The organism is Pseudomonas sp. FeN3W, from assembly GCA_030263805.2.
In the GTDB taxonomy this organism is placed as follows: domain Bacteria; phylum Pseudomonadota; class Gammaproteobacteria; order Pseudomonadales; family Pseudomonadaceae; genus Stutzerimonas; species Stutzerimonas stutzeri_G.
Genome location: CP136010.1, coordinates 4,915,702 through 4,940,881, shown reverse-complemented (window position 1 = coordinate 4,940,881; position 25,180 = coordinate 4,915,702). Strand labels below are relative to the sequence as shown.

21 protein-coding genes are annotated in these 25,180 nt (G+C 64.4%); 9 read left to right on the top strand and 12 right to left on the bottom strand.

What is annotated here, in order from left to right; all coding sequences use genetic code 11:
* Positions 1-4: 4 nt before the first annotated feature.
* Positions 5-1,633, bottom strand: coding sequence for a methyl-accepting chemotaxis protein (locus tag P5704_023385; GenBank protein ID WOF78897.1), 1,629 nt, complete (start codon positions 1,631-1,633; stop codon positions 5-7).
* Positions 1,634-1,862: 229 nt separating this feature from the next.
* On the opposite strand from P5704_023385, the gene P5704_023380 reads away from it, so the two are divergent.
* Positions 1,863-2,204, top strand: a complete 342-nt coding sequence (locus tag P5704_023380; GenBank protein ID WOF78896.1) for a helix-turn-helix transcriptional regulator — start codon at positions 1,863-1,865, stop codon at positions 2,202-2,204.
* A gap of 402 nt (positions 2,205-2,606) precedes the next feature.
* Here the strand turns inward: P5704_023380 and P5704_023375 are convergent, their stop codons facing one another.
* Entirely contained in the window at positions 2,607-2,921 is a 315-nt protein-coding gene (locus P5704_023375; GenBank protein WOF78895.1) for a class I SAM-dependent methyltransferase, read from the bottom strand.
* Between the two features lie 229 nt (positions 2,922-3,150).
* On the opposite strand from P5704_023375, the gene P5704_023370 reads away from it, so the two are divergent.
* The 5 genes from P5704_023370 to cobA are packed head-to-tail and all read left to right on the top strand — an operon-like array spanning position 3,151 to position 9,722.
* Positions 3,151-3,417, top strand: a complete 267-nt coding sequence (locus tag P5704_023370) for a hypothetical protein (GenBank protein ID WOF78894.1) — start codon at positions 3,151-3,153, stop codon at positions 3,415-3,417.
* The gene (gene nirB, locus P5704_023365; protein ID WOF78893.1) at positions 3,414-5,864 is read left to right on the top strand and encodes a nitrite reductase large subunit NirB; all 2,451 of its coding nucleotides are present in this window, start codon (positions 3,414-3,416) and stop codon (positions 5,862-5,864) included. The genes P5704_023370 and nirB overlap by 4 nt, the downstream gene beginning before the upstream one ends.
* 18 nt (positions 5,865-5,882) lie before the next feature.
* Positions 5,883-6,212 (top strand): nitrite reductase small subunit NirD, encoded by a 330-nt coding sequence (gene nirD, locus P5704_023360; GenBank protein ID WOF78892.1) that lies wholly within the window; start codon positions 5,883-5,885, stop codon positions 6,210-6,212.
* A gap of 43 nt (positions 6,213-6,255) precedes the next feature.
* Positions 6,256-8,961: a molybdopterin-dependent oxidoreductase gene (locus P5704_023355; GenBank protein WOF78891.1), complete on the top strand. Its 2,706-nt coding sequence runs from the start codon at positions 6,256-6,258 to the stop codon at positions 8,959-8,961.
* 23 nt (positions 8,962-8,984) lie between these two features.
* A complete protein-coding gene (gene cobA, locus P5704_023350) occupies positions 8,985-9,722 on the top strand; it encodes a uroporphyrinogen-III C-methyltransferase (protein ID WOF78890.1) in 738 nt (245 codons plus the stop codon).
* A 79-nt stretch (positions 9,723-9,801) separates the two neighbouring features.
* Here the strand turns inward: cobA and P5704_023345 are convergent, their stop codons facing one another.
* From P5704_023345 to P5704_023310, 8 genes are all read right to left on the bottom strand, one after another.
* Positions 9,802-12,156: an RND family transporter gene (locus tag P5704_023345; GenBank protein ID WOF78889.1), complete on the bottom strand. Its 2,355-nt coding sequence runs from the start codon at positions 12,154-12,156 to the stop codon at positions 9,802-9,804.
* A gap of 16 nt (positions 12,157-12,172) precedes the next feature.
* The gene (locus P5704_023340; GenBank protein WOF81319.1) at positions 12,173-13,171 is read right to left on the bottom strand and encodes a YCF48-related protein; all 999 of its coding nucleotides are present in this window, start codon (positions 13,169-13,171) and stop codon (positions 12,173-12,175) included.
* Between the two features lie 411 nt (positions 13,172-13,582).
* Positions 13,583-16,243, bottom strand: a complete 2,661-nt coding sequence (gene pepN, locus P5704_023335; protein WOF78888.1) for an aminopeptidase N — start codon at positions 16,241-16,243, stop codon at positions 13,583-13,585.
* A 214-nt stretch (positions 16,244-16,457) separates the two neighbouring features.
* Positions 16,458-17,291, bottom strand: coding sequence for a DUF2797 domain-containing protein (locus tag P5704_023330; protein ID WOF78887.1), 834 nt, complete (start codon positions 17,289-17,291; stop codon positions 16,458-16,460).
* Positions 17,291-17,569, bottom strand: a complete 279-nt coding sequence (locus tag P5704_023325; protein WOF78886.1) for a DUF1315 family protein — start codon at positions 17,567-17,569, stop codon at positions 17,291-17,293. The genes P5704_023330 and P5704_023325 overlap by 1 nt, the downstream gene beginning before the upstream one ends.
* Before the next feature lie 180 nt (positions 17,570-17,749).
* On the bottom strand, positions 17,750-18,610 hold the full coding sequence (locus P5704_023320) for a rhomboid family intramembrane serine protease (GenBank protein WOF78885.1): 861 nt from the start codon (positions 18,608-18,610) through the stop codon (positions 17,750-17,752).
* Positions 18,607-19,575: a metallophosphoesterase gene (locus P5704_023315; GenBank protein ID WOF78884.1), complete on the bottom strand. Its 969-nt coding sequence runs from the start codon at positions 19,573-19,575 to the stop codon at positions 18,607-18,609. Before P5704_023315 ends, P5704_023320 begins: the two co-directional genes overlap by 4 nt.
* Positions 19,575-20,462 carry an NAD(+) kinase gene (locus P5704_023310; protein WOF78883.1) on the bottom strand — a complete coding sequence of 296 codons (888 nt, stop codon included), beginning with the start codon at positions 20,460-20,462 and terminating at the stop codon, positions 19,575-19,577. Before P5704_023310 ends, P5704_023315 begins: the two co-directional genes overlap by 1 nt.
* Before the next feature lie 212 nt (positions 20,463-20,674).
* Between P5704_023310 and P5704_023305 the strand changes: the two genes are divergently transcribed.
* Positions 20,675-21,640, top strand: a complete 966-nt coding sequence (locus P5704_023305) for a DUF1853 family protein (GenBank protein ID WOF78882.1) — start codon at positions 20,675-20,677, stop codon at positions 21,638-21,640.
* Positions 21,641-21,703: 63 nt separating this feature from the next.
* Positions 21,704-22,924: a chromate efflux transporter gene (chrA, locus tag P5704_023300; protein WOF78881.1), complete on the top strand. Its 1,221-nt coding sequence runs from the start codon at positions 21,704-21,706 to the stop codon at positions 22,922-22,924.
* A 22-nt stretch (positions 22,925-22,946) separates the two neighbouring features.
* Here the strand turns inward: chrA and P5704_023295 are convergent, their stop codons facing one another.
* Positions 22,947-23,699, bottom strand: a complete 753-nt coding sequence (locus tag P5704_023295; protein ID WOF81318.1) for a sulfite exporter TauE/SafE family protein — start codon at positions 23,697-23,699, stop codon at positions 22,947-22,949.
* A 108-nt stretch (positions 23,700-23,807) separates the two neighbouring features.
* Between P5704_023295 and P5704_023290 the strand changes: the two genes are divergently transcribed.
* A complete protein-coding gene (locus tag P5704_023290) occupies positions 23,808-24,764 on the top strand; it encodes a LysR family transcriptional regulator (GenBank protein ID WOF78880.1) in 957 nt (318 codons plus the stop codon).
* A gap of 11 nt (positions 24,765-24,775) precedes the next feature.
* Here P5704_023290 and P5704_023285 read toward each other — a convergent pair whose 3' ends face one another.
* Positions 24,776-25,117, bottom strand: a complete 342-nt coding sequence (locus P5704_023285) for a ribonuclease E inhibitor RraB (protein WOF78879.1) — start codon at positions 25,115-25,117, stop codon at positions 24,776-24,778.
* Positions 25,118-25,180 lie beyond the last annotated feature (63 nt).

The following is a 25,180-nucleotide window of genomic DNA, read 5'->3' as shown; positions in this document are numbered from 1 at the left end:
AGCCCTAGAGCTTGAAGCGCAGCACCATCTCGTTGAGCTCCACCGCCAGCCGCGACAGCTCGTTGCTGGCCGCGCTGGTCTGATTGGCGCCGGCCGCGGCTGCGGTGGAAAGTTCGCGGATGTTGATCAGGTTGCGGTCCACCTCGCGCGTCACCTGGGCCTGCTCCTCCGCCGCGCTGGCGATCACCAGGTTGCGCTCGTTGATCTGCATCACGCTCTGGAAGATGTCCTCCAGCGTCTGGCCGGCGCCGCGGGTCGACTCCAGCGAGGACTGCGCCCGGCGCGTGCTGGCCGTCATCGATTCGACGGCCTGATCGGTGCCGTTGCGGATACGGCCGATCATCTGTTCGATCTCGCCGGTCGACTCCTGGGTTCGCTGGGCCAGGGTGCGCACCTCGTCGGCGACCACGGCGAAGCCGCGCCCGGCCTCGCCGGCACGCGCGGCCTCGATGGCGGCGTTGAGCGCCAGCAGGTTGGTCTGCTCCGACACGGCGCGGATCACGTCGAGCACCGTGCCGATGCTGTGCGCCTGCCCGGCCAGTTCCCGCACCAGCTGCGAGGTGACCTCGATATCCCGGGTCATGGCCTCCACTTCGGCGAGGGTGTCCTGGACCTGGACGCGACTCTGCTGCGCCAGTTGGTTGGAATCGTTGGAGGCCTGCGCCGTGGACACCGCGTTGCGCGCCACTTCGTCGACGGCGGTGGTCATCTCGTTGACCGCGGTCGCCGCCTGCTCCAGTTCCTGGTGCTGCTGATGCAGCCCACGGTTGGATTCCTCGGTGACGGCGCTGAGCTCTTCGGCGGCCGAAGCGAGCTGGTTCGACGAATGGGCGATCCTGCCGATGGTGTCGCGCTGGCTTTCCTGCATGCGGGCGAGCGCGGCGAACAGCACGCCGATCTCGTTGGTCGAGCGCACCTCGATCCGGCTGGTCAGGTCGCCCGTGGCGATACGGCCGAAGATGCCTCCGACCTCGCGCAGCGGCCCGAGCACGCGGGTGCTGATGAACCACCAGCAGCCAAGCGCCAGCGACAGGGTCACGAGGGTCAGGGCGACGGCCTCGACCAAGGCCAGCGCATAACGGTCATGGGCGTCCTGCATGACCGCGGTGGTATGGCCGTCCATACGCTGCTCATAGGCCTGCAGCACCTTGTCGAAATCGTCGTTCGCGGCACGCGCCTTCAGGTTGACCTCGATGTAGAGGCTCTGCGAACCGGACTGCAGCGCCTGCAACTGTTCTTCCAGGACCGCTTGGTAGAGGGCGAACGTCTGTCGCAGGTTCTGCTCGAGCGCCTGCCAGGAATCTCCGCCGCTGTCGGCGCTGAATGCGGTGAAGGCGGCGTCCGCTTCGTCGACCAGCCTCTGGGTGATAACCAGGGTGGCCTGCGCCTTGTCCACGTCCCCCGCGCCGGTTTCCAGGAAGGCGCCGGCCAGACCGATACGGGCGCGCAACAGACGGGCATAGGCTTTCTGCAACTGGCCGCCGCGCTCGATCCCCTGCTGATACAGATTCTGAATCTGCTCCATGCTGGTCCTGGCGCCTCTCCAGGCCGTGAAAGTCGACACCAGCAGCGCCGCAATCAGCGTGAAGAGGACGATCGATATCCCTGTGCGTATTTTCAAGTTGGTCAGCATTCCATTTCCCCAGCGACCCCAGCAGCGCTCTAGATAGCACTCTAATGGCGCAACTATCGCTCCCGGGCCTGATGAGGGTCAACAGGAAATGACGTTTAAAGCCTATAATATTGACGTAAAACGTCCTTCGTTTATGAGACCTGCGCTCAGAAAATAACTCAAAACGTCATATGTAATGACGTGAGAGGCTAAGCGCATGAAGGACAGAGGGCTGGTGTACGAGGTGGGCATGGTGATCGCCGTCCGCCGCAAGGCCAAAGGGCTGACCCAGGCACAGGTAGCGGAGATCATGGGCATCGAGAAGGAAACGATCAGCCGCATGGAAAACGGCGTGATATCGCCAACGCTGCCCCGGCTGCAGCAGATCGCCGAGATACTGGAATGCTCACCGAGCGATCTTTTTCGCACAGGTCCCGCCAACGCTGCCGATCACGCCCAATCCATCGGGGAAATGATTCAGGACCTGCCCGACAACGAACGGACGCTGGTGGTGAGCTTCGTCAGCGAGGTTGTCAAAGTGTTCAAGGCCAGGGGAGCAGCCTGTGGCAAGGAAGAGGATGCTGTGCGCTGATGGGCAAAACCCGCGCGGACAGTGCCCAGGCCGGTTCCGAACGGCGGGTTGCAACCCAACCTACGAATTTGCCAAAGGATCGGGGCTCTCACAACAACAGCCAGCCCGCACAGCCCCCTGTGGGAGTTCACACCCCGCGGCGATGCGGGCCGTAGGTTGGGTTGAGCTCCGCGAAGCCCAACGAGCGGGGTGTCGGGCGAGGTTTCGGTGTGATGTTGGGCTTCGGCGCTACGCGCCTCAACCCAACCTACACCTGGCAAGCCATACAAGGGTGCGCTCCGGAGCGCATCGAGGGCTGGCGGTGCGCAGAGCGCACCCTACGCATCCCGCGCAGCCGTAGGGCGGGTGAAACCCGCGCGGACGCTGCCCTGTCCGGCGCCGAACGGCGGGTTGCAACCCGCCCTACAGCTGGCGTCGAACGATCAACCCCTGTCGCGCCACGCGCGTCAGCTCATGGATTCGCTCCTGCAGCGATTCGGCCGCAGGCGCCTGGATCACCGCCAGGTCGAAACTGTCGCTGGCGAAACGTGCCAGCGACTCGTCGGCCATGGCGAACTGGATCAGCAGGGCGCGGGATTTGCGATGGCGTCGCGGCCAACCTTCGAGGTAGCGCAACAGTGACGGTTGGTGAGTACCACCCAGCAGGATTTTCGGATTGCTGGGGTGCAGGCCGCTGGTGATCGGGGCCAGGCGCAACTGGGCGTGCTTTGCGTTCATCAATTCAACTTCCGCCTCGAGGATTCCGCTGGGCAGCGGTGGGAGGCGACACCGGAACCAGCGCTTTAGCGGTATTTCGAAGCCATCGGCTCCAGGCGCCCCGCAAGTAGCTGACTAAATCGGCGCATGGGCGAAACTTTAAAAAGCTGCCCACAGCCTGTCAACGGCGTTTTTCGGAGTCGATTCCAGGGCGGATTCGCACCATCAAGGCGCAAGCCGCTGCATATCAGTGCAACTGATCGACCAGGGCCGCTCCACAGCAAGTGCTCAAGCCCTTGAAAACCGGCGCAATCGCAAGTTGGCACAGCCTCTGCAAAGCAGAATCTCGAAGAATCATTACGACCTGGCCCTCAACGTGGAGCGGCAGGTTTCCCGACAGAGCGGGACACGGACAAAGGCGTCCTCACTGGGTAACCGGTGGGACGCCTTTTTTGTTGTTGAAAAAATTCGAGCAGGCCGGGCGACAGACGTCGAGCGGCACGGAGAACGGGCATGAAGAAACTCAAACTGGTAATGATCGGCAACGGAATGGCCGGCGTGCGGACCCTCGAAGAGCTGCTCAAACTCACCAACGAGCTCTACGACATCACGGTGTTCGGCGCCGAGCCGCATCCCAACTACAACCGCATCCTGCTTTCCCCCGTGCTGGCCGGCGAGCAGCAGTTCGAAGAGATCGTGCTCAACGATCTGGACTGGTACGCCGAGAACGACATCCGCCTCATGCTCAACCGCAAGGTGATGAAGATCGATCGCGCCCGCCGCCGGGTCATCGCCGATGACGGCAGCGAAGCCGAATACGACCGCCTGCTCATCGCCACCGGCTCCAATCCGTTCATCCTGCCGATTCCCGGCAAGGACCTGCAGGGCGTGATCGGTTATCGCGACATCGCCGACACCCAGGTGATGATGGACACCGCCAAGACCCACAAGCACGCGGTGGTCATCGGCGGCGGCCTGCTCGGCCTGGAGGCAGCCAATGGCCTCAAGCTGCGCGGCATGGACGTGACCGTAGTGCACATCGGTGACTGGCTGATGGAACGCCAGTTGGACAGGACCGCCGGCACCCTGCTGCAGAGCGCGCTGGAAAGCCGCGGCCTGAAGTTTCTCCTGCCCAAGCACACCGCCGAACTGCTCGACAACGGCGAAGGCCGGGTCTGCGCGGTCAAGTTCAAGGACGGTGAAGTAATCCCCGCCGACCTGGTGGTGATGGCCGCCGGCATCCGCCCCAACAGCGAACTGGCCGAACAGGCCGGCATCCCGTGCAACCGCGGCATCCTGGTCAACGACACCCTGCAGACCTATGACCCGCGCATCTACGCCGTCGGCGAATGTGCCAACCACCGCGGCACCGCCTACGGCCTGGTCGCGCCGCTGTTCGAGCAGGCCAAGGTCTGTGCCAACCACCTGGCCATGCTCGGCTTCTCCCGCTACCTGGGTTCGGTGACTTCCACCAAGCTCAAGGTCACCGGCATCGACCTGTTCTCCGCCGGCGATTTCATCGGCGGTGACGGCACCGAGACCATCACCCTCTCCGACCCCATCGGCGGTGTCTACAAGAAACTGGTGATCAAGGACGACGTGCTGGTCGGCGCTTGCCTCTACGGTGACACCGCCGATGGCGGCTGGTACTTCCGCCAGGTGCGCGAGGGGCAGAACGTCAGTGCGATCCGCGACCACCTGATGTTTGGAGAGGGTGCCATCGGCGATGCCGGCCACCAGGGCCAGAACAAGGCCATGTCCATGCCGGACGACATGGAGGTCTGCGGCTGCAACGGGGTGTGCAAGGGCACCATCGTCAAGGCGATCCAGGAACACGGGCTGTTCTCCGTCGACGAGGTGAAGAAGCACACCAAGGCCGCCAGTTCCTGCGGTTCCTGCGCCGGCCTGGTGGAACAGATCCTGATCAACACCGTCGGCGGCGCCGCCGACGTCAAGCCGAAGAGCGAGAAGGCCATCTGCGGCTGCAGCGACCTCAATCACGGCCAGGTGCGCAAGGCCATCCGCGAGCACCACCTGACCAGCATCCCGGCGGCCATGGCCTTCATGGAATGGCGCACGCCCAACGGCTGCGCCACCTGCCGTCCGGCGCTGAACTACTACCTGATCTCCACCTGGCCGGGCGAGGCCAGGGACGATCCGCAGTCGCGCTTCATCAACGAGCGCGCCCACGCCAACATCCAGAAGGACGGCACCTACTCCGTGGTGCCGCGGATGTGGGGCGGCGTGACCAATGCCGCCGAACTGCGGCGCATCGCCGACGTGGCGGACAAGTACCAGGTGCCCATGGTCAAGGTCACCGGCGGCCAGCGCATCGACCTGCTGGGGATCAGGAAGGAAGACCTGCCGGGCGTCTGGAAGGATCTCGACATGCCCTCCGGCCACGCCTACGGCAAGTCCATCCGCACCGTGAAGACCTGTGTCGGCAGCGAGTTCTGCCGCTTCGGTACGCAGAACTCGACGCAGATGGGCATCGACCTGGAACACGCGCTGTTCAACATGTGGTCGCCGCACAAGGTCAAGCTGGCGGTCTCCGGCTGCCCGCGCAACTGCGCCGAATCGGGCATCAAGGACGTCGGCATCATCGGCGTCGACTCCGGCTGGGAGCTGTACATAGGCGGCAACGGCGGCATCAAAACCGAGGCCGGCGAGTTCTTCGTCAAGGTCCGCACGGCCGAGGAGGTCATGCAATACAGCCTGGCGTTCCTCCAGCTCTACCGCGAGGAAGCCTTCTACCTTGAGCGCACCGTGCACTACCTGCAGCGCGTCGGCATGGACCACATCAAGCAGGCCGTGCTGGACGATGCCGACCGCCGTCAGGCACTGCACCAGCGGCTGCTGTTCTCGCTTTCCTTCGAGCAGGACCCGTGGCAGGAACAGCTTTCCAAGCCACAGCTGAAGAAGGAATTCGACCGTATCGCCGTCAAGCAGCTGGAAAACGCCTGAGATCTGGAGGGACACCGCATGAATTGGCTCGATATCTGCGCACTGGATGAGATCAACCCGCTTGGCTCGCGCATCATCGCCGGCCCCAAGGGTGATATCGCGATCTTCCGCACCGCGGACGATCAGGTCTTCGCCCTCGACGACCGCTGCCCGCACAAGGGCGGCCCGCTGTCGCAGGGGATCGTCTACGGCAAACAGGTCGCCTGCCCGCTGCACAACTGGCAGATCAACCTGGAAAGCGGCGAGGCGCTGGCCCCAGACGTCGGCTGCGCGCACCGCCACGAGGCGCGCGTCGAGAACGGGCGCGTGCAGCTCTCGCTGAACCCGCGCAAGGAATGCGCGGCCTGAACACACCGCAGTTGACCAGCACCTTTTCCCAGGAGACGACGCCATGCGTATGACAACCGCCTCGACCTGCTGCTACTGCGGAGTCGGCTGTGGCGTGCTGATCGAGCACGACGGCGAGCGCATCCTCGATGTGGCCGGCGACCCCGGCCATCCGGCCAACCTCGGCAAGCTGTGCAGCAAGGGCTCGACCCTGCACCTGACCGGCGACCTGGGCGCCCGCGCGCTCTACCCTGAGCTGCGTCTGGGCAAGGGCCTGGCCCGCGGTCGCACCGACTGGGACAGCGCGCTGGAGCACGCGGCCAACGTTTTCGCCGAGACCATCCGCGAGCACGGGCCGGACAGCGTCGCTTTCTATGTCTCCGGCCAGCTGCTGACCGAGGACTACTACGCCTTCAACAAACTGGCCCGCGCCCTGGTCGGCACCAACAACCTGGATTCCAACTCGCGACTGTGCATGTCCTCGGCGGTGGTCGGCTACAAGCGCAGCCTGGGTGCCGACGCCCCGCCCTGCTCCTACGAGGACATCGAGCAGGCCGACTGCCTGCTGATCGCCGGCAGCAACATGGCCTACGCACACCCGGTGCTGTTCCGCCGTCTGGAAGAAGCCAAGGCGAAGCGGCCGGAGATGACCCTCATCGTCATCGACCCGCGGCGCACCGACACCAGCGAGCTGGCCGATCTGCACCTGCCGATCCTGCCCGGCACCGATGTTGCGCTGTTCCACGGCCTGCTGCATATCCTCATGTGGGAAGGCTGGATCGACCGGCGCTTCATCGATGCGCATACCGAGGGCTTCGATGCGCTGAAAAGCCTGGTGCGCGACTACACCCCGGCGATGGTCGCCGACCTCTGCGGCATCCCGGTAGATGATCTGCAAACCTGCGCGCGGCTGATCGGAAGCGCACCAGCCTTCCTCTCCCTGTGGTGCATGGGGCTGAATCAGTCAACCGCCGGCAGTGCCAAGAACAGCGCGCTGATCAACCTGCACCTGGCCACCGGACAGATCGGCAAGCCGGGCGCCGGGCCCTTCTCGCTCACCGGTCAACCGAATGCCATGGGCGGCCGCGAAACCGGCAGCCTGTCCAACCTGCTGCCCGGCCACCGCGACGTGGCCAACGCCGAACACCGCGCTGAAGTGGCGGGCTACTGGGGTGTCGAGCAGCTGCCGAAACAGCCCGGACTGTCCGCCATCGAGCTGTTCGAGGCGGTGCGCGCCGGCAAGATCAAGGCGCTGTGGATCGCTTGCACCAACCCGGCGCAGTCGCTGCCCGACCAGCAGAAAGTCCATGAGGCCCTGGCCGCCTGTCCCTTCGTCGTGGTGCAGGAAGCGTTCTTCACCACCGAAACCTGCCGCCACGCCGACCTGCTGCTGCCGGCCGCGAGCTGGGGCGAAAAGGAAGGCACCGTGACCAACTCCGAGCGCCGCATCAGCCATGTGCGCCGCGCCGTGCCAGCCCCCGGCGAAGCCCGAGCCGACTGGGCGATCACCTGCGATTTCGCCCGACGGCTGGAACGTCGCCTGCGCCCCGGCGAGCCGAGCCGGTTCGCGTTCGAGAATGCCGAGGCGCTGTTCGAGGAGTACAAGCCGCTCACCGCCGCTCGCGATCTGGACTACAGCGGCCTGAGCTACACACTGATCGACACGCTCGGTCCGCAGCAATGGCCGTTTCCGCCGGGCAGCGAACAGGGCACCACACGACTGTATGGCGATGGTGTGTTCCCCACCGCCAATGGCCACGCGCGCTTCATCGCCGAGCACTACCAGGCGCCGAAGGAAAAGCGCGAGGCGCGCTACCCGCTGACGCTCAATACCGGCCGACTGCGCGATCAGTGGCACGGCATGAGCCGCACCGGCACTGCGGCGCGGCTGTTCGGCCATGTCGAAGAGGCGCTGCTTGGCATGAATGCAGAGGACATGCGTCGCCGACGTCTGCTGGACGGCCAGCTGGTGAAGGTCAAGAGCCGTCGCGGCAGCCTGATCCTGCCGGTGCACAAGGACGACAGCCTGCGTGCCGGCCAGGCCTTCCTGCCGATGCACTGGGGCGATCGCTTTCTCAAGGGGCTGGGCAGCAATGTATTGACCCTGGCCAGCGTCGACCCGTTGTCGAAACAGCCCGAACTCAAGCACGCCGGCATCGAAGTCGAGCAGGTCGAACTGCCCTGGCAGTTCTTCGCGCTGGTCGAGGGCGATGTGCAGCGACGCTTCGAGGCGCTGCGGCCATTGTTCGAAGCCTTCGACTACGCCAGTTTCAGCCTCGGCGGACGCGAGCGCCCGGCCCTGCTGATTCGCGCCGCCCGGCACACGCCGCCGACAGCCGCCGAACTGGACGCCATCGACCGCCTGCTCGGCCTCGACGAAGGCCCGGTACTGGCCTATGACGACCCAAGGCGCGCCGTCGGCAAGCGCGTGCGCATCGAGGACGGCCGCATCGTCGCCTTGCGCCTGGCCGGCGAGACCGCCGCCCGGCAGTGGCTGCGCGGCCTCTGGGAAAGCGGCAGTGCCGATGCCGAACTGCGTCGCTGGCTGCTGGCGCCGCTCAGCGCGCCGCCGGGTAGTGCCAAGGTCAGCACCGACCGCACCCTGTGCAACTGCCTGAACGTCAGCCAGAGCAAGGTCCGTGCAGGCATCGAGCGCGGTCTCGATCTGACCGGCCTCAAGCAGGAACTCGGTTGCGGCACCAGCTGTGGCTCCTGCGTTCCCGAAATCAAGCGTCTGCTGGCCAGCCAGCCGGAACGCGCACCTTCCTGATACCAACCGACGAGGATTTCCCCATGAGCGCAAAAGTCTGGCTGGTAGGCGCCGGCCCCGGCGACCCGGAACTGCTGACCCTCAAGGCCGTACGAGCGCTGGGCGAGGCGCAGGTGGTGATGATCGATGACCTGGTCAACCCCGCCGTGCTCGAACATTGCCCCAACGCACGCATCATCCCGGTGGGCAAGCGCGGCGGCTGCCGCTCCACGCCGCAAGCCTTCATCCACCGCCTGATGCTGCGTTACGCCCGCCAGGGCAAGTGCGTGGTACGCCTCAAGGGTGGCGATCCGTGCATCTTCGGCCGTGGCGGCGAGGAGGCCGAATGGCTAGCGGCACGCGGCATCGAGGTCGAACTGGTCAACGGCATCACCGCCGGCCTGGCCGGCGCCACGCAATGCGGCATCTCGCTGACCCAACGCGGCGTCGCCCGCGGCGTCACCCTGGTAACCGCACACACCCAGGATGACAGCAGCCCGCAATGGCAGGCGTTGGCCAAAAGCGGCACCACGCTGGTGGTGTACATGGGTGTCAGCAAGCTGGAGCAGGTGCAGGCAGGTCTGCTGGAAGGTGGCCTTGCCGCTTCGACGCCAGTGGCGATGATCGAGAACGCTTCGCTGCCGCAGCAGCGCGAATGCCGTTCGAGCCTGGCCGACATGTGCCGAGATGCCCTGACCTTCAAATTGAAGAGCCCGGCGATCCTGGTGATCGGCGAAGTGGCCGCGCAGGCTGCGTTCCAGGCCATAAGCCAGAGCGCTTGACCGTAGCTGACCGCCGTACGAAAACACCCATAAAAAAACCGCGACCCTAGGGCCGCGGTTTTTCGTTACTGCGTGATCTTCACGCCTTCTGGCGCAACTTCTCTGGGTTGATCAGGAAGCGGGCCAGGGCCGGCAGCAGCCAGATCGCACCGACCATGTTCCAGAGGAACATGAAGGTCAGCATCAGCCCCATGTCGGCCTGGAACTTGATCGCCGAGAACACCCAGGTAACCACACCGATCGCCAGGCAGACGCCGGTGAAGATCACCGCCTTGCCGGTGGATTTCAGCGTCTGATAGTAGGCTTCCTGCAGGGTCATGCCCTGACGCAGGAACGACTCCAGGCGGCTGTAGATGTAGATACCGTAGTCCACACCGATACCCACACCCAGCGCGATCACCGGCAGCGTGGCGACCTTCACCCCGATGCCCATGAAGGCCATCAGCGCGTTACCAAGGATCGAAGTCAGCACCAGCGGCAGGATCACGCAGAGCGTCGCCGCCGCCGAGCGGAAGGTCAGCAGGCACATGATGCTCACAGCCAGATAGACGGCGATCAGCATGGTGGTTTCCGACGCGGCGATGACCTCGTTGGTGGCCGCCTCGATTCCGGCGTTGCCCGAGGCAAGCACGAACTCCAGGCCTTCGCGGTTGTTTTCCTCGGCGAAATCCTTGGCCGCGGCGACCACGTGCTCCAGCGTCTCAGCCTTGTGGTCGTTGAGGAACACCAGTACCGGCGCCAGCGAGCAGTCGCTGTTGTACATGCCTTCCGCGCGGGCGATGGAGTTGTTCAGCACATGCTGGTTACGCGACAGCGTCTCCCATTTCAGGCTGCCCTCGTTCATGCCCTTGATGCCCTGGCGCGCCACCGACACCATCGACACCGCCGACTGCACGCCCTCGGTGTTCTGCATCTTCCACATCAGCTCGTCCATGGCGGCGAGCGTGTCGTAGTGGGAGCAGCCTTCCGGCGCAGTCTTGACCATCACCACCAGCACGTCGGAACTGGTCGAGTAGTTGCGAATGACGAAGTCGTTGTCCAGGTTGTAGCGCGAATCCGGGTGCAGCTCCGGCGCGCCCTGATCCAGGTCGCCGATCTTCAGGTTCTGGCCGTACCAGAGACCACCCACCAATGCGACCACGGCAATGGTGATGGAAATCGGCGCCACCTTCGGGCTGGCGAAATTCGACAGCGCGCGCCAGAACGGATGATCGCGAGAGGCTTCTTCGCGGGCCTGCTTGATCGCCCGCTGGCTGATGCCCATGTACGAGATCGCCACCGGCAGCAGGATCAGGTTGGTCAGGATGATCACCGCCACACCCAGCGAAGCGCCGATGGCCAGCTCGCGGATCACGCCGATGTCGATCAGCAGGAGAGTGACGAAACCCACCGCATCCGACAGCAACGCCACCATCCCCGGGATGAACAGCTGCCGGAACGCCATGCGCGCCGCCGTCACCGGATCTTCGGTATAGCCGGAGGCCATGGCGATGCCGTTGATCTTCTGCACGCCGTGGGAAATACCGATGGCGAACACCAGGAACGGCACCAGCATTGAGTACGGATCGAGGCCGAACCCCAAGGTGTGCAGCAGACCGAGCTGCCAGGTCACGGCAATCAGCGTGGTGATCAGCACCGCGATGGTGCTCTTCAGGCAGCGGGTGAACCACAGCAGCAGAGCAAAGGTGATGCCGATGGCAACGATGAAGAACAGCGCCACACCGACCAGTCCGTCGATCAGGTCACCGACCTTCTTGGCGAAGCCGATGATGTGCACCTTCACATTCGGGTTCTGCGCCTGGTACTTCTCGCGGATCTTCTCTTCCAGTTCGTGGGAGAACTTCTGGTAGTCCAGCTTGATCTGACGGCTCTGGTTTTCCGGGTCCGGATAGGACTCCAGCAGTGGCACATCGATGATGCTCGACTTGAAGTTGTTCGCCACCAGGCGGCCGATCTGGCCGGACTTGAGAATGTTGTCGCGCAGGTCATCCAGGCTTTCGGGGGAGCCGTCGTAGGTCTGGGGAATCACCTCGCCACCGGCGAAGCCCTCCTCGGTGACCTCGGTCCAGCGCACGCTGGGGCTCCACAGCGACTTCATATTGGAACGGTCGACACCATGGATGTAGAAGATTTCGTCATGGATCTGCCGCAGCGTCTCCATGTACTCCTTGGAGAAGATGTCGCCCTCCACCGCTTCCACGGAGATCCGCACGGTGTTGCCGAGGTTGGCCAGGTCATTCTGGTGCTCGAGCATCTTCTGGATGTACGGATGCCCCAGCGGAATCATCTTCTCGAAGCTGGTCTGCGGCCGAACCTGGGCCGCCTGATAGAAGAGGAACGCGCTGATCAGCAGGCAGAGTACGACGACTGCCGGCCGGTTGTTGAAGATCAGGCGCTCGAGGAACGACGCCGGCTTCTGTTGGTGCTTGGTCATGCAGACTCTCCCGGCTTTATTGTTTTGGGGCCAGATCCGCGCCCGATGGCGAGGCGATGCGAACACCACCCTGCCCTACCAGGATCAGGTTGCCTTGGGAATCGGAGGTGACACCCGACAGCGAACGGCGGTCGGGACGATTGAACAGTTTGAAGCTACGGCCCTGATCGTCGCTGGTGAGCACCGCGCCGCCATGGCCGACCACTACGATACGCCCGTCGCGCAACAGGTTGCCGTCGGCCAGCCCGGACTCCAGCATATTGCCGTTACCGTTGGCGAGTTCGATGCCTTCCCAGCTGTCGCCAGAATCGACGGAACGGAACAGGTGGCCGCGCAGGCCGAAGGCGATCACCACGCCTGGCTCAGAACCACTGACCACGCCGAAGAACGAGCCCTGATACGGCGACTCGACGCGCTCCCAGGTTTCGCCCAGATCGGTGGAGCGGAACATGCCGCCCAGTTCGCCGACGACGAACAGACCCGAGCCCTGAATATGGGCGATGGCGTTCAGGTGGTAACCGTCCTCGTTATCGAGACGCTCGCTGATGTCCTCCCAGCTCTGGCCGCCATCGATGGTTTCGAGCAGCGCACCGTAGGCGCCTACCGCGATGCCGTGTTGGGTGTCTTCGAACCAGACGTCCAGCAAGGGGGCTTCGCGCTCGCGATCCTCATACTGCACTGCCCAGCTCTCACCGCCATCGGCGGTAGTCAGGATCAATGCGTCATGGCCGACCGCCCAGCCGTGCTTGTCGTCGACGAAGTCGATGGCCGTCAGCAGCTGACGCGTCGGCACCTTGGCCTGCATCCAGCTGGCGCCATCGTCATCGGAGTAGAGAATGTGGCCTCGATCGCCCGCCGCAACGAGACGTTCGCCGGCCTGAGTGATATCGAGCAGAAGACTGGATACCGCCTTGGCCGACTCTATCGAGTATCGGGTCTGGCCATCGGTAGCGGCTTGGGCGGGTGCCGATGCTGCGAGCAGCAGCAGCGAGAAGGCGCCGCATAGCGAAAGCATGCCGGCAACCGATGAGTGAAAACGCGACGCCCTCGCCTGGTGTGGAACCACGGCGCGGCCGGATAGTGTGCGCCGCTGAACGGGCTCACTCATACATACCCCCTTTATTCTTATTAGGTAAGGCCTGTAAATACAGGCTCGGCCATCCTAGCCAGCTTACGCGGACAGACACAATTGGCCGGACGTTATGAATTGTTAACTCTCACGCAATGATTGACGCATGATCAGCCAGGCTGATTGGGCCAGTGGCCAGTATGGCGGACCGCCTCGTTCGCACGTGCGGTGACGATCCGACGCGAGACGCCAGAAGATGGTCACGACACGCAGGAAGCTTTGATCTTCTGGATAGCGGCTGGGAACAGGCTCTCGTAAAAGAAAGGCCGAGCGCATTGCACGATCGGCCTTGTCGAATCAGGCGAGGCTCTTGCTGACCACTTCGTAGACGTCGCTGGACAGCTCTCCGGACGCTAGGATGCGCTCCAGCTCGCCCTTCATCAGCGCCTGCCGGGCGCTGTCGTATTTGCGCCAGCGGGTCAGCGGTGCCAGCAGGCGCGAGGCGATCTGCGGGTTCAGCGCGTTGAGGGTGATGACTTGGTCGGCGAGGAAGCGGTAGCCGGCACCATCGGCGCGGTGGAAGTTGACCAGGTTCTGGTTGGCGAAGGCTCCGATCAGCGCGCGCACCTTGTTCGGGTTCTTCAGGGTGAATGCCGGGTGCTGCATCAGCGCCTGCACCCGCTCCAGCCCGCCGGGTAACGGATTGCCGGCCTGCACGCTGAACCACTGATCCATGACCAGCGGGTTGTCCTTGAAGTGCTCGGCGAAGGCCTGCAGCGCCTTGTCGCGCTCGGCCTCGAACGGCGAGTTGACCAGCACGGCCAGCGCGGTCAGGCGCTCGGTCATGTTGTCGGACTGCTCGAACTGTTCCAGGCAGGCTTCCACGACTTCCGCTTTCTCGCTCAGCATCAGGTATGACAGGGCGATGTTCTGCAGCGCGCGACGGGCGAAATGTTCGGCCGAGGCAACATAGGACGTGCTGCGCGAGGTTTCGCGATTGGCCTGGTAGCGCTGCCACAGCGGCTCGAACAGCGCGTCGGCGATACGCTTGCGGGCGAACTCGCGCGCGGCATGGATGGCGTCCACATCCGCCACTTCGCTGATTTCGGCCAGATAGGCCTCACCCGGCAGCGAGAGCATCTCGGCGACCATCGCCGCGTCCAGCTCGTCGTTCTGCAGCACGGTGCGCAGCGCCGAGATCAGACGCTCGTCCATCGCCAGCGCCTCACCACGCTGATGCTGGCCGATCAGCTCCTGCAGCACCTGCACCGACAACTGCTGACCCGCTTCCCAGCGGTTGAAGCCATCGGAATCATGCTGCATGAGGAACATCAGCTGGTCGCGGTTGTACGGGTAATCCAGCTTTACCGGCGCGGAAAAACCACGCAACAGCGATGGCTGCGGGCGCTCGGCGACGTCGACGAAGGTGAAGATCTGTTCGGCTTCGGTCACCGCCAGCACGCGGCTGGTGCCCGCAGCTTGCGGCTCGCCTTCCAGGCGCAGCGGCATGTCCGAACCATCGGCGGCGAGCAGGCCCAGCGCCACCGGGATCACGAACGGCTCCTTGGTCGGCTGGCCCGGCGTTGGCGGGCAGCTCTGGCGGAAGGTCAGACGGTAGTTCTTCTCCGCCTCGTCGTATTGCTCGCTGACGGCCAGGCGCGGCGTGCCGGACTGGCTGTACCAGCGCTTGAACTGGGTCAGGTCCGCACCGTTGGCATCCTCCATCGCCTTGACGAAATCGTCGACCGTCACCGCCTGGCCATCATGGCGCTCGAAGTAGAGGTCGCTGCCCTTGCGGAAGCCTTCTTCACCCAGCAGCGTCTGGATCATGCGCACCACTTCGGCGCCCTTCTCGTAGACGGTCAGGGTGTAGAAGTTGGAGATCTCGATAAAGGATTCCGGACGCACCGAATGCGCCATGGGGCCGGCATCCTCGGCGAACTGGTGGGTGCGCAGGTAGGCCACGTCCTCGATGCGCTTGACCGTCGGCGAATTCATGTCGGCGGAAAACTGCGAATCGCGGAAGACGGTGAAGCCCTCTTTCAACGACAGCTGGAACCAGTCGCGGCAGGTCACGCGATTGCCCGACCAGTTGTGGAAGTACTCGTGGGCGACGATCGCCTCGACGCGCTGGTGCGCGGCGTCGGTGGCGGTTTCGGCGCGGGCCAGCACGGCGCTGGAATTGAAGATGTTGAGGCCCTTGTTCTCCATGGCGCCCATGTTGAAGTCGTTGACCGCGACGATCATGAAGATGTCGAGGTCGTACTCGCGGCCGTAGGCCTCTTCGTCCCACTTCATCGACTTCTTCAGGCTGTCCATGGCGTGCTGGCACTTGTCGACGTTCTCCGGCTCGACGTAGATGCGCAGCGCCACGTTGCGCCCGTTCATGGTGGTGAAGCTGTCCTCGATGGCCCAAAGGTCACCGGCCACCAGGGCGAACAGGTAGGCCGGTTTCTTGAACGGGTCTTCCCAGGTCGCCCAGTGGCGGCCATTGTCCTCGCTGCCGCTGGCGATCGGGTTGCCGTTGGAGAGCAGCACCGGATAGGCCTTCTGTTCGGCGCTCACCGTGGTGGTGAACTTACTCATCACATCCGGGCGGTCGAGGTAATAGGTGATCTTGCGGAAGCCCTCGGCCTCGCACTGGGTGCAGAACATGCTGCCGGACTTGTACAGGCCTTCCAGCGCGGTGTTGGCTTCCGGGTGGATCACCACCGAGCTGTCGATGACGAAGCTGTCGCTGTCCGGCTGTAGGGTCAGGCAGTCTTCGCTGATCTGGTAGTCGCCCAGGCCCAGCGCGCGGTCGTTCAGCGCTATGGACAGCAGCTCCAGCTCCTGGCCGTGCAACTCCAGCGGCGGCAGCTTGCCGGCCGGGCGCTCGGGGTTACGGCGCATCACCAGTTGGGCATGCACCAGGGTGCGGTCCTCGTATAGCTCGAAGGTCAGGTGGGTTTCATCGATCAGGTACTCGGGGGCCTGGTAATCCTTCAGATGAATGACTTTCGGTTGTTCGGTGCGCATGGAAACCTCGTCGGCTGAGCTTCAAGCGGCTAGCTTCAAGCGAAATGTGCGATGGATTGCAGCCCCTACGGGCTGCGGATGAGTTCGAGCTTAGCGTCTGTCGCGGAGGACTTGTAGGGTGGAAAACGGCGCAGCCTTTTCCACGCGATTGCCCTGGCCGCTCATCCTTGAGCCCGCCCGCCGTAAGCGGTGGATAAGCGAAGCGTTATCCACCCTACGCCGTAGCGCTGGCGGCGACCTGATAGGCGGTGAACTTGCGGATGTTGATCACGCCGGTGTCGAGAATCAGGTACTGGCCCTTGATGCCCTTGAGCGCGCCCTCGACCACGGGTGTCTTCTCCAGATCGAGGCTGACCACCTTGGTCGGATAAGCCTCTACCGGATAGCGAATCTCCAGCACCTCGGCATCCGCCACCGGCTGGATCGCCTGCAGCCCGTAGCGCTGCTGCAAGTCGCGCACCCCCTCGGCACAGGCATCGAAGATCTGCTCGCGCATTTCGATCAGGTCGATCGGCTCGGCGTCACCTTTGAGCAGCGCCCGCCAGTTGGTGCGATCGGCCACCTGAGTGCGCAGCAGGTCTTCGACCATGCCCGACTGCTGGCGCGTGGCGACCCGCATGATCGGCAACGCCTGGCTGGCGCCCTGGTCCAGCCAGCGCGTCGGCAACTGCGTGGCACGGGTAATGCCCACCTTGATGCCCGACGAGTTGGCCAGGTAGACCACGTGGTCGGTCATGCAGAACTCCATGCCCCACTGCGGATCGCGGCAGGTACCGAAATCGTGATGGCACTTTTCCGGGCTCATGATGCAGACATCGCACTGTGGCAGCTTCTTGAAGCAGGGATAGCAGTATCCCTGGCTGAAGCTCTTGTTGGTTTTGCGCCCGCAATGGGTGCAGTTGATGGCGCCGAGGTATTCCAGCCGCAAGGTCTTGCCGATCAGCGGATTGACCGGCACCAGTTCGTCGTTCAGGCGGAAGGAATACTGCGCCGGTGCGCCGAGCTGAATCGACATCTTGCTCAGCGCACCGCGTCCCAATTCGAGCATCAGTGGCGGGTTCCCGAGGCGGGAGCGAACAGGCTGGTATCGATCGCCGGCTCGGCCTTCTTGCTCTTGGACGCACATTCCTGGCCGCCCATGAAGCCGGTGCGCTGCTCTTCCGGGAGGTTCTTCATCTCCCAGGCGATCACCGCCTGCATGCAGGTTTCCTTCTGCTCGGGGGTCAGTTTGCGGCCGTCAGCCCATTTGCCGAGTTCGAGGGCCTGTTTGAGATTCAGGTAGATTTCGGGGGTGATGTTTTCGGCGGTTTGGATAAAGGTCGACATGGCCAGCTCCGAGGGAAACGAACCGGCATTCTAGCGGAATAAGCAGCCATAAGCCTCAAGCTGCAAGCCACAAGCTTCAAGCTTCAAGCTTCAAGCTTCAAGCTTCAAGCTTCAAGCTTCAAGCTTCAAGCTTCAGAGCATTCGCCCTCACCGCGTTTACTTGCGGCTTGTAGCTTGCCGCTACCCCCTGCGCGCCATCGCCCCGCCGATGATGCCGGTGACGCAGCCGGCGACCAGCCCGCCGACATGCGCCGCGTTGGCGATGGCCAGCGCCCCGAAGCTAAGCACCTCGATGACGCCGCTCAGGCACACCACCAGCCACACCAGCATCAGCACCACCACCCCCGGCGGCAGCCGGTAGGCCTCGCTTGGCGCGAGCTTCTGGTACAGCCAGCAATGCCCGAGCAGCCCGTACAGCACGCCGGAGAGCCCTCCAAAAATGCCCGGACCACCGAACAGATACTGGGCGAAGTTGGACACCAGACCGAACAGCAACGTCAATGCCAGCAACATCCAGGCACGCTGAAGGGCCTCGATGCGCCGCCCCAGTTCCCAGAACCACATGCTGTTCATGGCCAAATGGAGGATGCCGAAGTGCACGAAGATCGGCGTGATCAACCGCCACCATTGCCCGGCAGCTAGCGTCTGCTCCAGTGAGGCGAAGTAGGCGTAGTCGCCATCGACCCGGAAGTCGACGAAATTCAGCCAGCGGATCGTCGCGAAGTTCTCGCCGAGCAGGGTGACGGCCGCTACGACCAGGGTGATGACCAGCACCGCCGCGGTCAGCGGGCTGGCGCGCAGAGCGGCGACGAAACCGCCGCGCCGCCGCGGCTGCTCGATGACGACGCTGTCATCGCCATGGGGATGCCGTGCGTACAGGTCACGAACCTGCTCGACGACTTCAAGCGGTACGCGCAGTACCTGCTGATCGCCCTCCTCCGACACCCGGCACGGCACCCGCAGGCGACGCAGCAAGGCAATGAAACCGCTCAGATCCTCCGACAGTGGCAGGCGCAGGGCCTCGGCAACGGCCACGCTCATCGGAACACCGCCTGCACATCTACCCAGACGAACTTGGCCGGGTCCAGCCGGGTTTCGCCATCCAGCCGATACGCCACCAGCTTGCCGTTCTTCACCGCGCTGTAGTCCAGACAGGCCAGATTGTCGCGAAGCGGTCCCGGACGGCCACGACGCCAGTAGTGACCGACGAACAGCAGCGGCTCGTTCGGGCCGTAGAGGAACAGGCGGCTCTTCTGCTGTTGCGACAAGGGCATGCGCGCCGCGTGATCCGGCAGACCGTCGGGCTGGAACACGACATCACCGTAGGTTTGCGGGTTCTCTTCCCAGAACTTGGTGCGGAAGAAGGTCCGCACGAAGCCTTCCTCGCTGGTCAGGGTCATGCCTTCGGGCAGCGGCATGTCGGTGCCGCGCAGCAGACGATCCAGCGCCTGGCAGATGAAGGTCCCCGGCAGGCCGGCCTCGTGCAGTATCGCCGGATTGATGCAGGCGTCGTTGAGGAACGGGCGCAGGCGCGCGATCACGCGGCTGTCCCAGCAGGCATGCACGACGCGGAAGCGCTCCGTTTCGAGAAACAGCGGCAGGCCGTAGAACCAGTCGCGAAAGGCTTTCCACTCCTCGGGATAGGGTTCGAACTGCTGGAAGGTTTCCTGCAGCAGCCGGGCGAAACGCGGCGAGTGCTCACGGACGAAATCGCGACCGCTGCCCGGCGGCGCCGGCATGTACCAGCCCAAGGCATTGAACTCGTGGTTGCCCATGATGCAGTAGGCCTGGCCACGGTCGACCATGTCATAGACCAGATGCAGTGCCTCACGGATGTGCGGCCCACGGTCGATGATGTCGCCGAGGAAGATCACCTGCCGCCGCGGATGACGCCAGACACCGCCCTGCAGGTGGTAGCCCAGCTGATCCAGCAGCCGCGCCAGCGCATGGCCGCAGCCGTGGATATCGCCTATCAGGTCGTAGCCGCGCTCGGGATCAAGCTGCATCAATCGCCTCCGCCGAGGCGGCTGCCCCAGCCGAGCTTGGTCCGGCAGACCTCATAGTAGTTGTGGTCCAGCGGATGGATCAGGTGCAGCTTCTGCGGCTTCTTGCGCACCGTCACGGTATCGCCCGGCGCGCAGGTGAAGTGGTTCTGGCCGTCGCAGGACACCTGCGGGTAGATCTGCATGTTCGGCGACACCACGATCTTCAGCTCGCTGTTGCCATCGACCACGATCGGGCGGCTCGACAGCGTGTGCGGGTACATGGGCACGACGACGATGGCGTCCAATCGCGGATGCATGATCGGCCCGCCCGCCGACAGCGAATAGGCAGTGGAGCCGGTGGGGGTCGCCACGATCAGACCGTCGGCCTTCTGGCTGCAGACGAACTGGCCGTCGATGTACAACTCGAATTCAATCATGCGCGTGGATTTGCCCGGATGCAGCACCACATCATTGAGCGCGTCGCCCTCGCCGATCGGCTCATCGAAGCGTCGCGCCTGGGCCTCCAGCAGAAAGCGATTTTCCAGGGTGTACTGGCCGTTGAGCACTTCGGCGACTTTCTCTTCCAGCTCATCCGGACGGATGTCGGTGAGAAAGCCGAGGCTGCCACGGTTGATGCCGAGTACCGGCACCCGGTGCTTGGCCATCGCCCGGGCGGCGCCCAGCAGGCTGCCGTCGCCGCCAACCACGATCACCAGGTCGCAGGATTCGCCCAGCCGCTGCCGCGACGAGGTCTGCATGCCGTGTCCCGGCAGCACCTCGGCGATGTTCTCTTCAAGAATCACATGCAGATGGCGTTCGACGAGGAATCGCTTCAGCCGGCGGATGGTATCCAGCACCTGGGAGCTACCCAGGCGGCCGATGATGCCGATATTGCGGAATTGCTCCATTGACGTTCCCTGGTGTGGCTGAGCGGATGGTTGCGGGCAGTCGCAGCGCTCGAAAATAACACGCAGCACGCAGGCGACGACGCCGATACGGATCAGCGATGCGCCTGAATTCCAGCACAGGCGTTAGAGCCCCTGGTCCGCGTGGTGTTCAGCGGCAGCGGATTATCAGCGAAACGCCGGACCATCAGCAAACCGACAGCTATGCTGCATTCATGAGACTGTGCAGTCTTTCCGCCCTCCCCAACCGCCTCCAGCATCCGCAGGTGCGCGATCTCGCCTGGACGATCCTCTCGCCGCCGCTGCTGAGCGAGGCACCGCAGTGTCAGCGTCACCCGCTGTCCGCGAGCTGCTGGAACAGCGACCCGGAGCGGCTGGCCAACTGGTTGCGGCAACAGGATGCCGAGCCATCGATTCTCGAAGCCTGGCTGTCGCTGCACCGCATTCGACGACTGGGCCTGTACTACGAGCGGCTGTGGCAATACGCGCTGTCCCACGCACCCGATATCCAGCTGCTCGCCGCCAATCTGCCGATCCGGCAGAACGGCAGCACCCTCGGCGAGCTGGACCTGCTGTTCTGCGATGACCAGGGCGTGCATCACCTGGAGCTGGCCGTGAAGTTCTACCTGGGGCTCGCGCAGGGCGATGGCAGCCGGCACGCGCATTGGCTTGGTCCCGGCAGTCACGATCGACTCGATCTGAAACTCGACCATATGTGCCAGCGACAGCTGCCGCTGTGTACCCAGCCAGCAACGCTGGCGGTGCTCGCTGAACTTACCGGCCGCCCGGTGCAAAGCAGCTTTTGGCTCAGCGGGTACCTGTTCCGCCCCTGGCCGCAGAGCTGCACGCCGCCACTCGGCGCCAACCCGCACCACCTGCAGGGCAGATGGCTGCGCCAGGCCGACTGGCCGCGCTTCCAGTCCGAGACGCCCGACGCCGTCTGGCAACCCATCGCTCGCTCGGCCTGGCTCGCGCCAGCACGTGTTACGCAAGCCGAACTGTGGACTGCCAACCGGTTCGCCGACTGGCAGGCCGCCAATCCGGCACAGGCGCGGGCGCAGCTGCTGGCGCGGCTCGAACCGGATGCATCGGGCGTCTGGCTGGAGCAGGAACGGCTGTTTCTGGTTGCCGATGATTGGCCCTGCAACGGCGCCGCAGCGCGTCCGCTGTCATCCACCTGACACCTTGAACAGCTAGACTGCCTGCCCGACTCGACCCTACAGATCGATAGCCGACAGACCCGCATGCCCACCGACTCGCAGCATCATTCGACACCCTCCCGACTCGACGCTTGGACCATTTTTCTGGTGTTCCTGCGCCTGGGCCTCACCTCCTTTGGCGGTCCCATCGCGCATCTCGGCTATTTCCGCGAGGAGTTCGTCCAGCGTCGCCGCTGGCTGGACGAGCGCAGCTATGCCGATCTGGTCGCGCTCTGCCAGTTTCTTCCAGGCCCGGCCAGCAGCCAGGTAGGCCTGGCGATCGGTTTGCTGCGCGGCGGTTACCGTGGCTCGCTGGCGGCCTGGGCAGGCTTCACCCTGCCATCGGCGATCGCGCTGACGCTGTTCGCGCTGGGAATCGCCACATGGGGCGACGCGCTGCCTGCTGGCGTCCTTCAGGGTCTGAAGATCGTCGCCGTGGCCGTGGTTGCCCAGGCCGTCTGGGGCATGGCACGAACGCTGTGCACCGACGCGCCGCGAATCGCCATTGCGCTGGCGGCGGCGAGCACCGTGCTGCTGCTCCCGTTCATCTGGAGCCAGGTTGCGGTCATCGCCGCGGCGGGTCTGATCGGGGTGGTTTTCTTTCGCCCTGCCACCACCGAAGCACATGTCGTATTGCCCGTTGCGGTGAAGCGTCGGGCCGCGCTCACAGCACTGGCGCTGTTCTTTGCGCTGCTCATGCTGTTGCCGCTACTCGCCAGCGGCACGGACAACCCGTTGCTGGCGTTGCTCGATGCGTTCTACCGCGCTGGCGCGCTGGTGTTCGGCGGCGGCCACGTGGTGCTGCCGCTGCTGCAGGCCGAAGTGGTGCAGCCAGGCTGGGTAGACCGCGATACGTTCCTCGCTGGCTACGGCGCGGCCCAGGCGGTACCCGGCCCGCTGTTCACCTTTGCAGCGTTTCTCGGCGCCTCGATGAATGAGTCGTCCAGCGGCTTGCTGGGCGCGGCGGTGTGCCTGGTCGCGGTGTTCGTGCCGTCGTTCCTGCTGGTCATCGGCGTGCTGCCGTTCTGGGAGCGTCTGCGCAGCAACCGGCGCACACAGGCAGCCCTGGCGGCGGTCAACGCGGCGGTAGTCGGGTTGCTGCTGGCAGCGCTGTACGATCCGGTATGGACCAGCGGCATCAAGGCACCAGGGCATTTCGCCCTTGCCCTGCTCGCCCTCGCCGCACTGATGTACTGGAAACTACCGCCCTGGCTGGTGGTGATCGGTGGTGCTGTGGGCGGTGGCCTGATCGGCCTGACGGGCTGAACGACTGGCGGGATCGCGCCGATCAGCTTTCCATCGCCAGCAGCACGGCGCTTGCCACCAGAAAAACACTGAACAGCAGTCGCAACAGACGCTCCGGCAAGGCGTGCGCCAGTCGCACGCCCAGGCTGATGCTGAGCAACCCGCCTACCGCCAGCGGCAGGCCCAGCGACCAGTTGACCTGATGATGCAGCGCATAGGTGACCAGGGTGACACCGGTGCTCGGTGCCGCCAGTGCCAGCGACAGGCCTTGGGCGACCACCTGCGAAGTGCCGAATACACTGGTCAGAATCGGCGTGGCGATGACCGCGCCACCGACACCGAACAGCCCTCCCAACGCTCCGGCACCCGCGCCGAGCAGGCCCAGCCATGGCCAGGGATGACGCAGCTGTCCGTCGCCGGTGGCCGGGCGCAGAAACACCCGTAGCAGGGTGTAAGCCGCCAGCGCCAGCAGGAAGCCGACGAACGCCATGCGCATGCGCCCGGCATCCAGCGACACGGCAACGGCCGCACCGGCGATGGCGAACACGAAACTGGCGCTGCCCAGCGCGAGCGCATGCCGCCAGTCGATGCGATTGCGCTGGTGATAGCGCCAGATGGCGAGCAGTACGTTGGGCACGACCATCACCAGCGCGGTGCCTTGCGCCAGTTGCTGATCCAGGCCGAACAGCACGCCCAGCACGGGAATCGCGATCAATCCGCCGCCGATACCGAACAAGCCGCCCAGCGTGCCTAGCGCCAATCCGAGCAGTACGTTCAATCCGATATCCAGCAGCATTCCGACGCTCCAGTTCATGGGGGGCTCATCGTACGCCGCTGCTGCTGGCGCCGGTACGCATAGCCACGCACAATGGCTTTGCGAAAATCGCACAAGCAAGGAATTCGAATGCTGCCCGACGCCCTTTCCGCCCAGCTCAGCCTGTTCATCGATGTGCTCGACGCTGGCAGCTTTTCTGCCGCCGCGCGCCGCCATGGCCTGACACCTTCGGCGGTGGCGCGCCGCATCGATGCACTGGAACAGGCGCTGGGCTGCCAGCTGTTCAGCCGCAGTACCCACGCGGTTCGCCCAATGCCCGCCGCGTTGGCATTCGCCGAACGCGCCCGGCGCATCGTGCAGGAACTGCATCTGGCGCGCGCCGAAGCGACGTCGCTGGACAGCGCACCGGAAGGCCGCATCCGGATCGACGCGCCGGCCCCCTTCGGTCGACGTCACCTGGCGCCGGCCCTGGCCGAATTTCTCCAGGCCTATCCGGGAGTCGATATCCAGCTGCGCCTGATCGACAGCTTCGTCGACCTGCACGGCGAGCATCTGGGTGAGGTCGATCTGGTACTGCGCATCGGCCCGCTGGCCGACACCCGTCTGGTCGCCACACCGCTGGCACCGATGGTACGAGTGGTCTGCGCCAGCCCCGCCTACCTGGAACGTCGCGGCGTGCCGCTGCGACCGGAGGATTTGCCCGACCATGATGGATTGGACTGGGATGCGCTGGCGCCGCCCCATGCGTGGCGTTTCGAGCGCGACGGGCGACCGCAACTGCTGCGCCCGGGCCGCCTGCGCATGGTGGCGAACAATGCCGAAGCGCTGCTGGCCGGGGCTTTGGCGGGACTTGGCATCGCCCACCTGCCGACCTGGCTGATCAGCGACCAGTTGCTGCGTGGCGAACTGCTGCCGCTGTTCTGCGAAGGGGGATTGCCGCAGCCGGAAGCCAGCGGCATCTATGCGCTGCGATTGCGGCGCGAGGCCGACTCGCGGAGCCGCCTATTGCTGGAGTTTCTGAAAAACCGCTTCGGCCCGGTCCCTCCCTGGGACCAGGCACTTCAGAGTGGCTTCAAGCGGGAGTGAGGATAGGACGGTCAGGTGTCCTGACCTTCGATCTCCTGGGTGACGCCCCAGCCATCGAGCACCCCACCGAGGGGTTCGACCAGGTATTCCAGATCCTGCTCGAAATCGCCGATGCCATCGAACGTCGCGTACATCACCTTGCTTACCTGCAGATTCCAGCTTCCGTCCTCACGCGGAAACACCTGGGTATTGATGGTTTCGCCGCGAAAGTTCTGCGCGGCTCTCTGGGCGCGGTCCTGTTCAGGGAATACCGCATAGAAGTCGATTGGATGGACTCGGGCGAAATCGAAACCGCCCTCCTTCATCCGGCGCAGAACGGTGCTGCTGACATCCTCGTGGAAGGTGGTACTCATGAAATCAACCTCCTCTCGAGCGTGGATGGTGGTTGCCGCGTACCCGACGGGAGACCGGCTCCG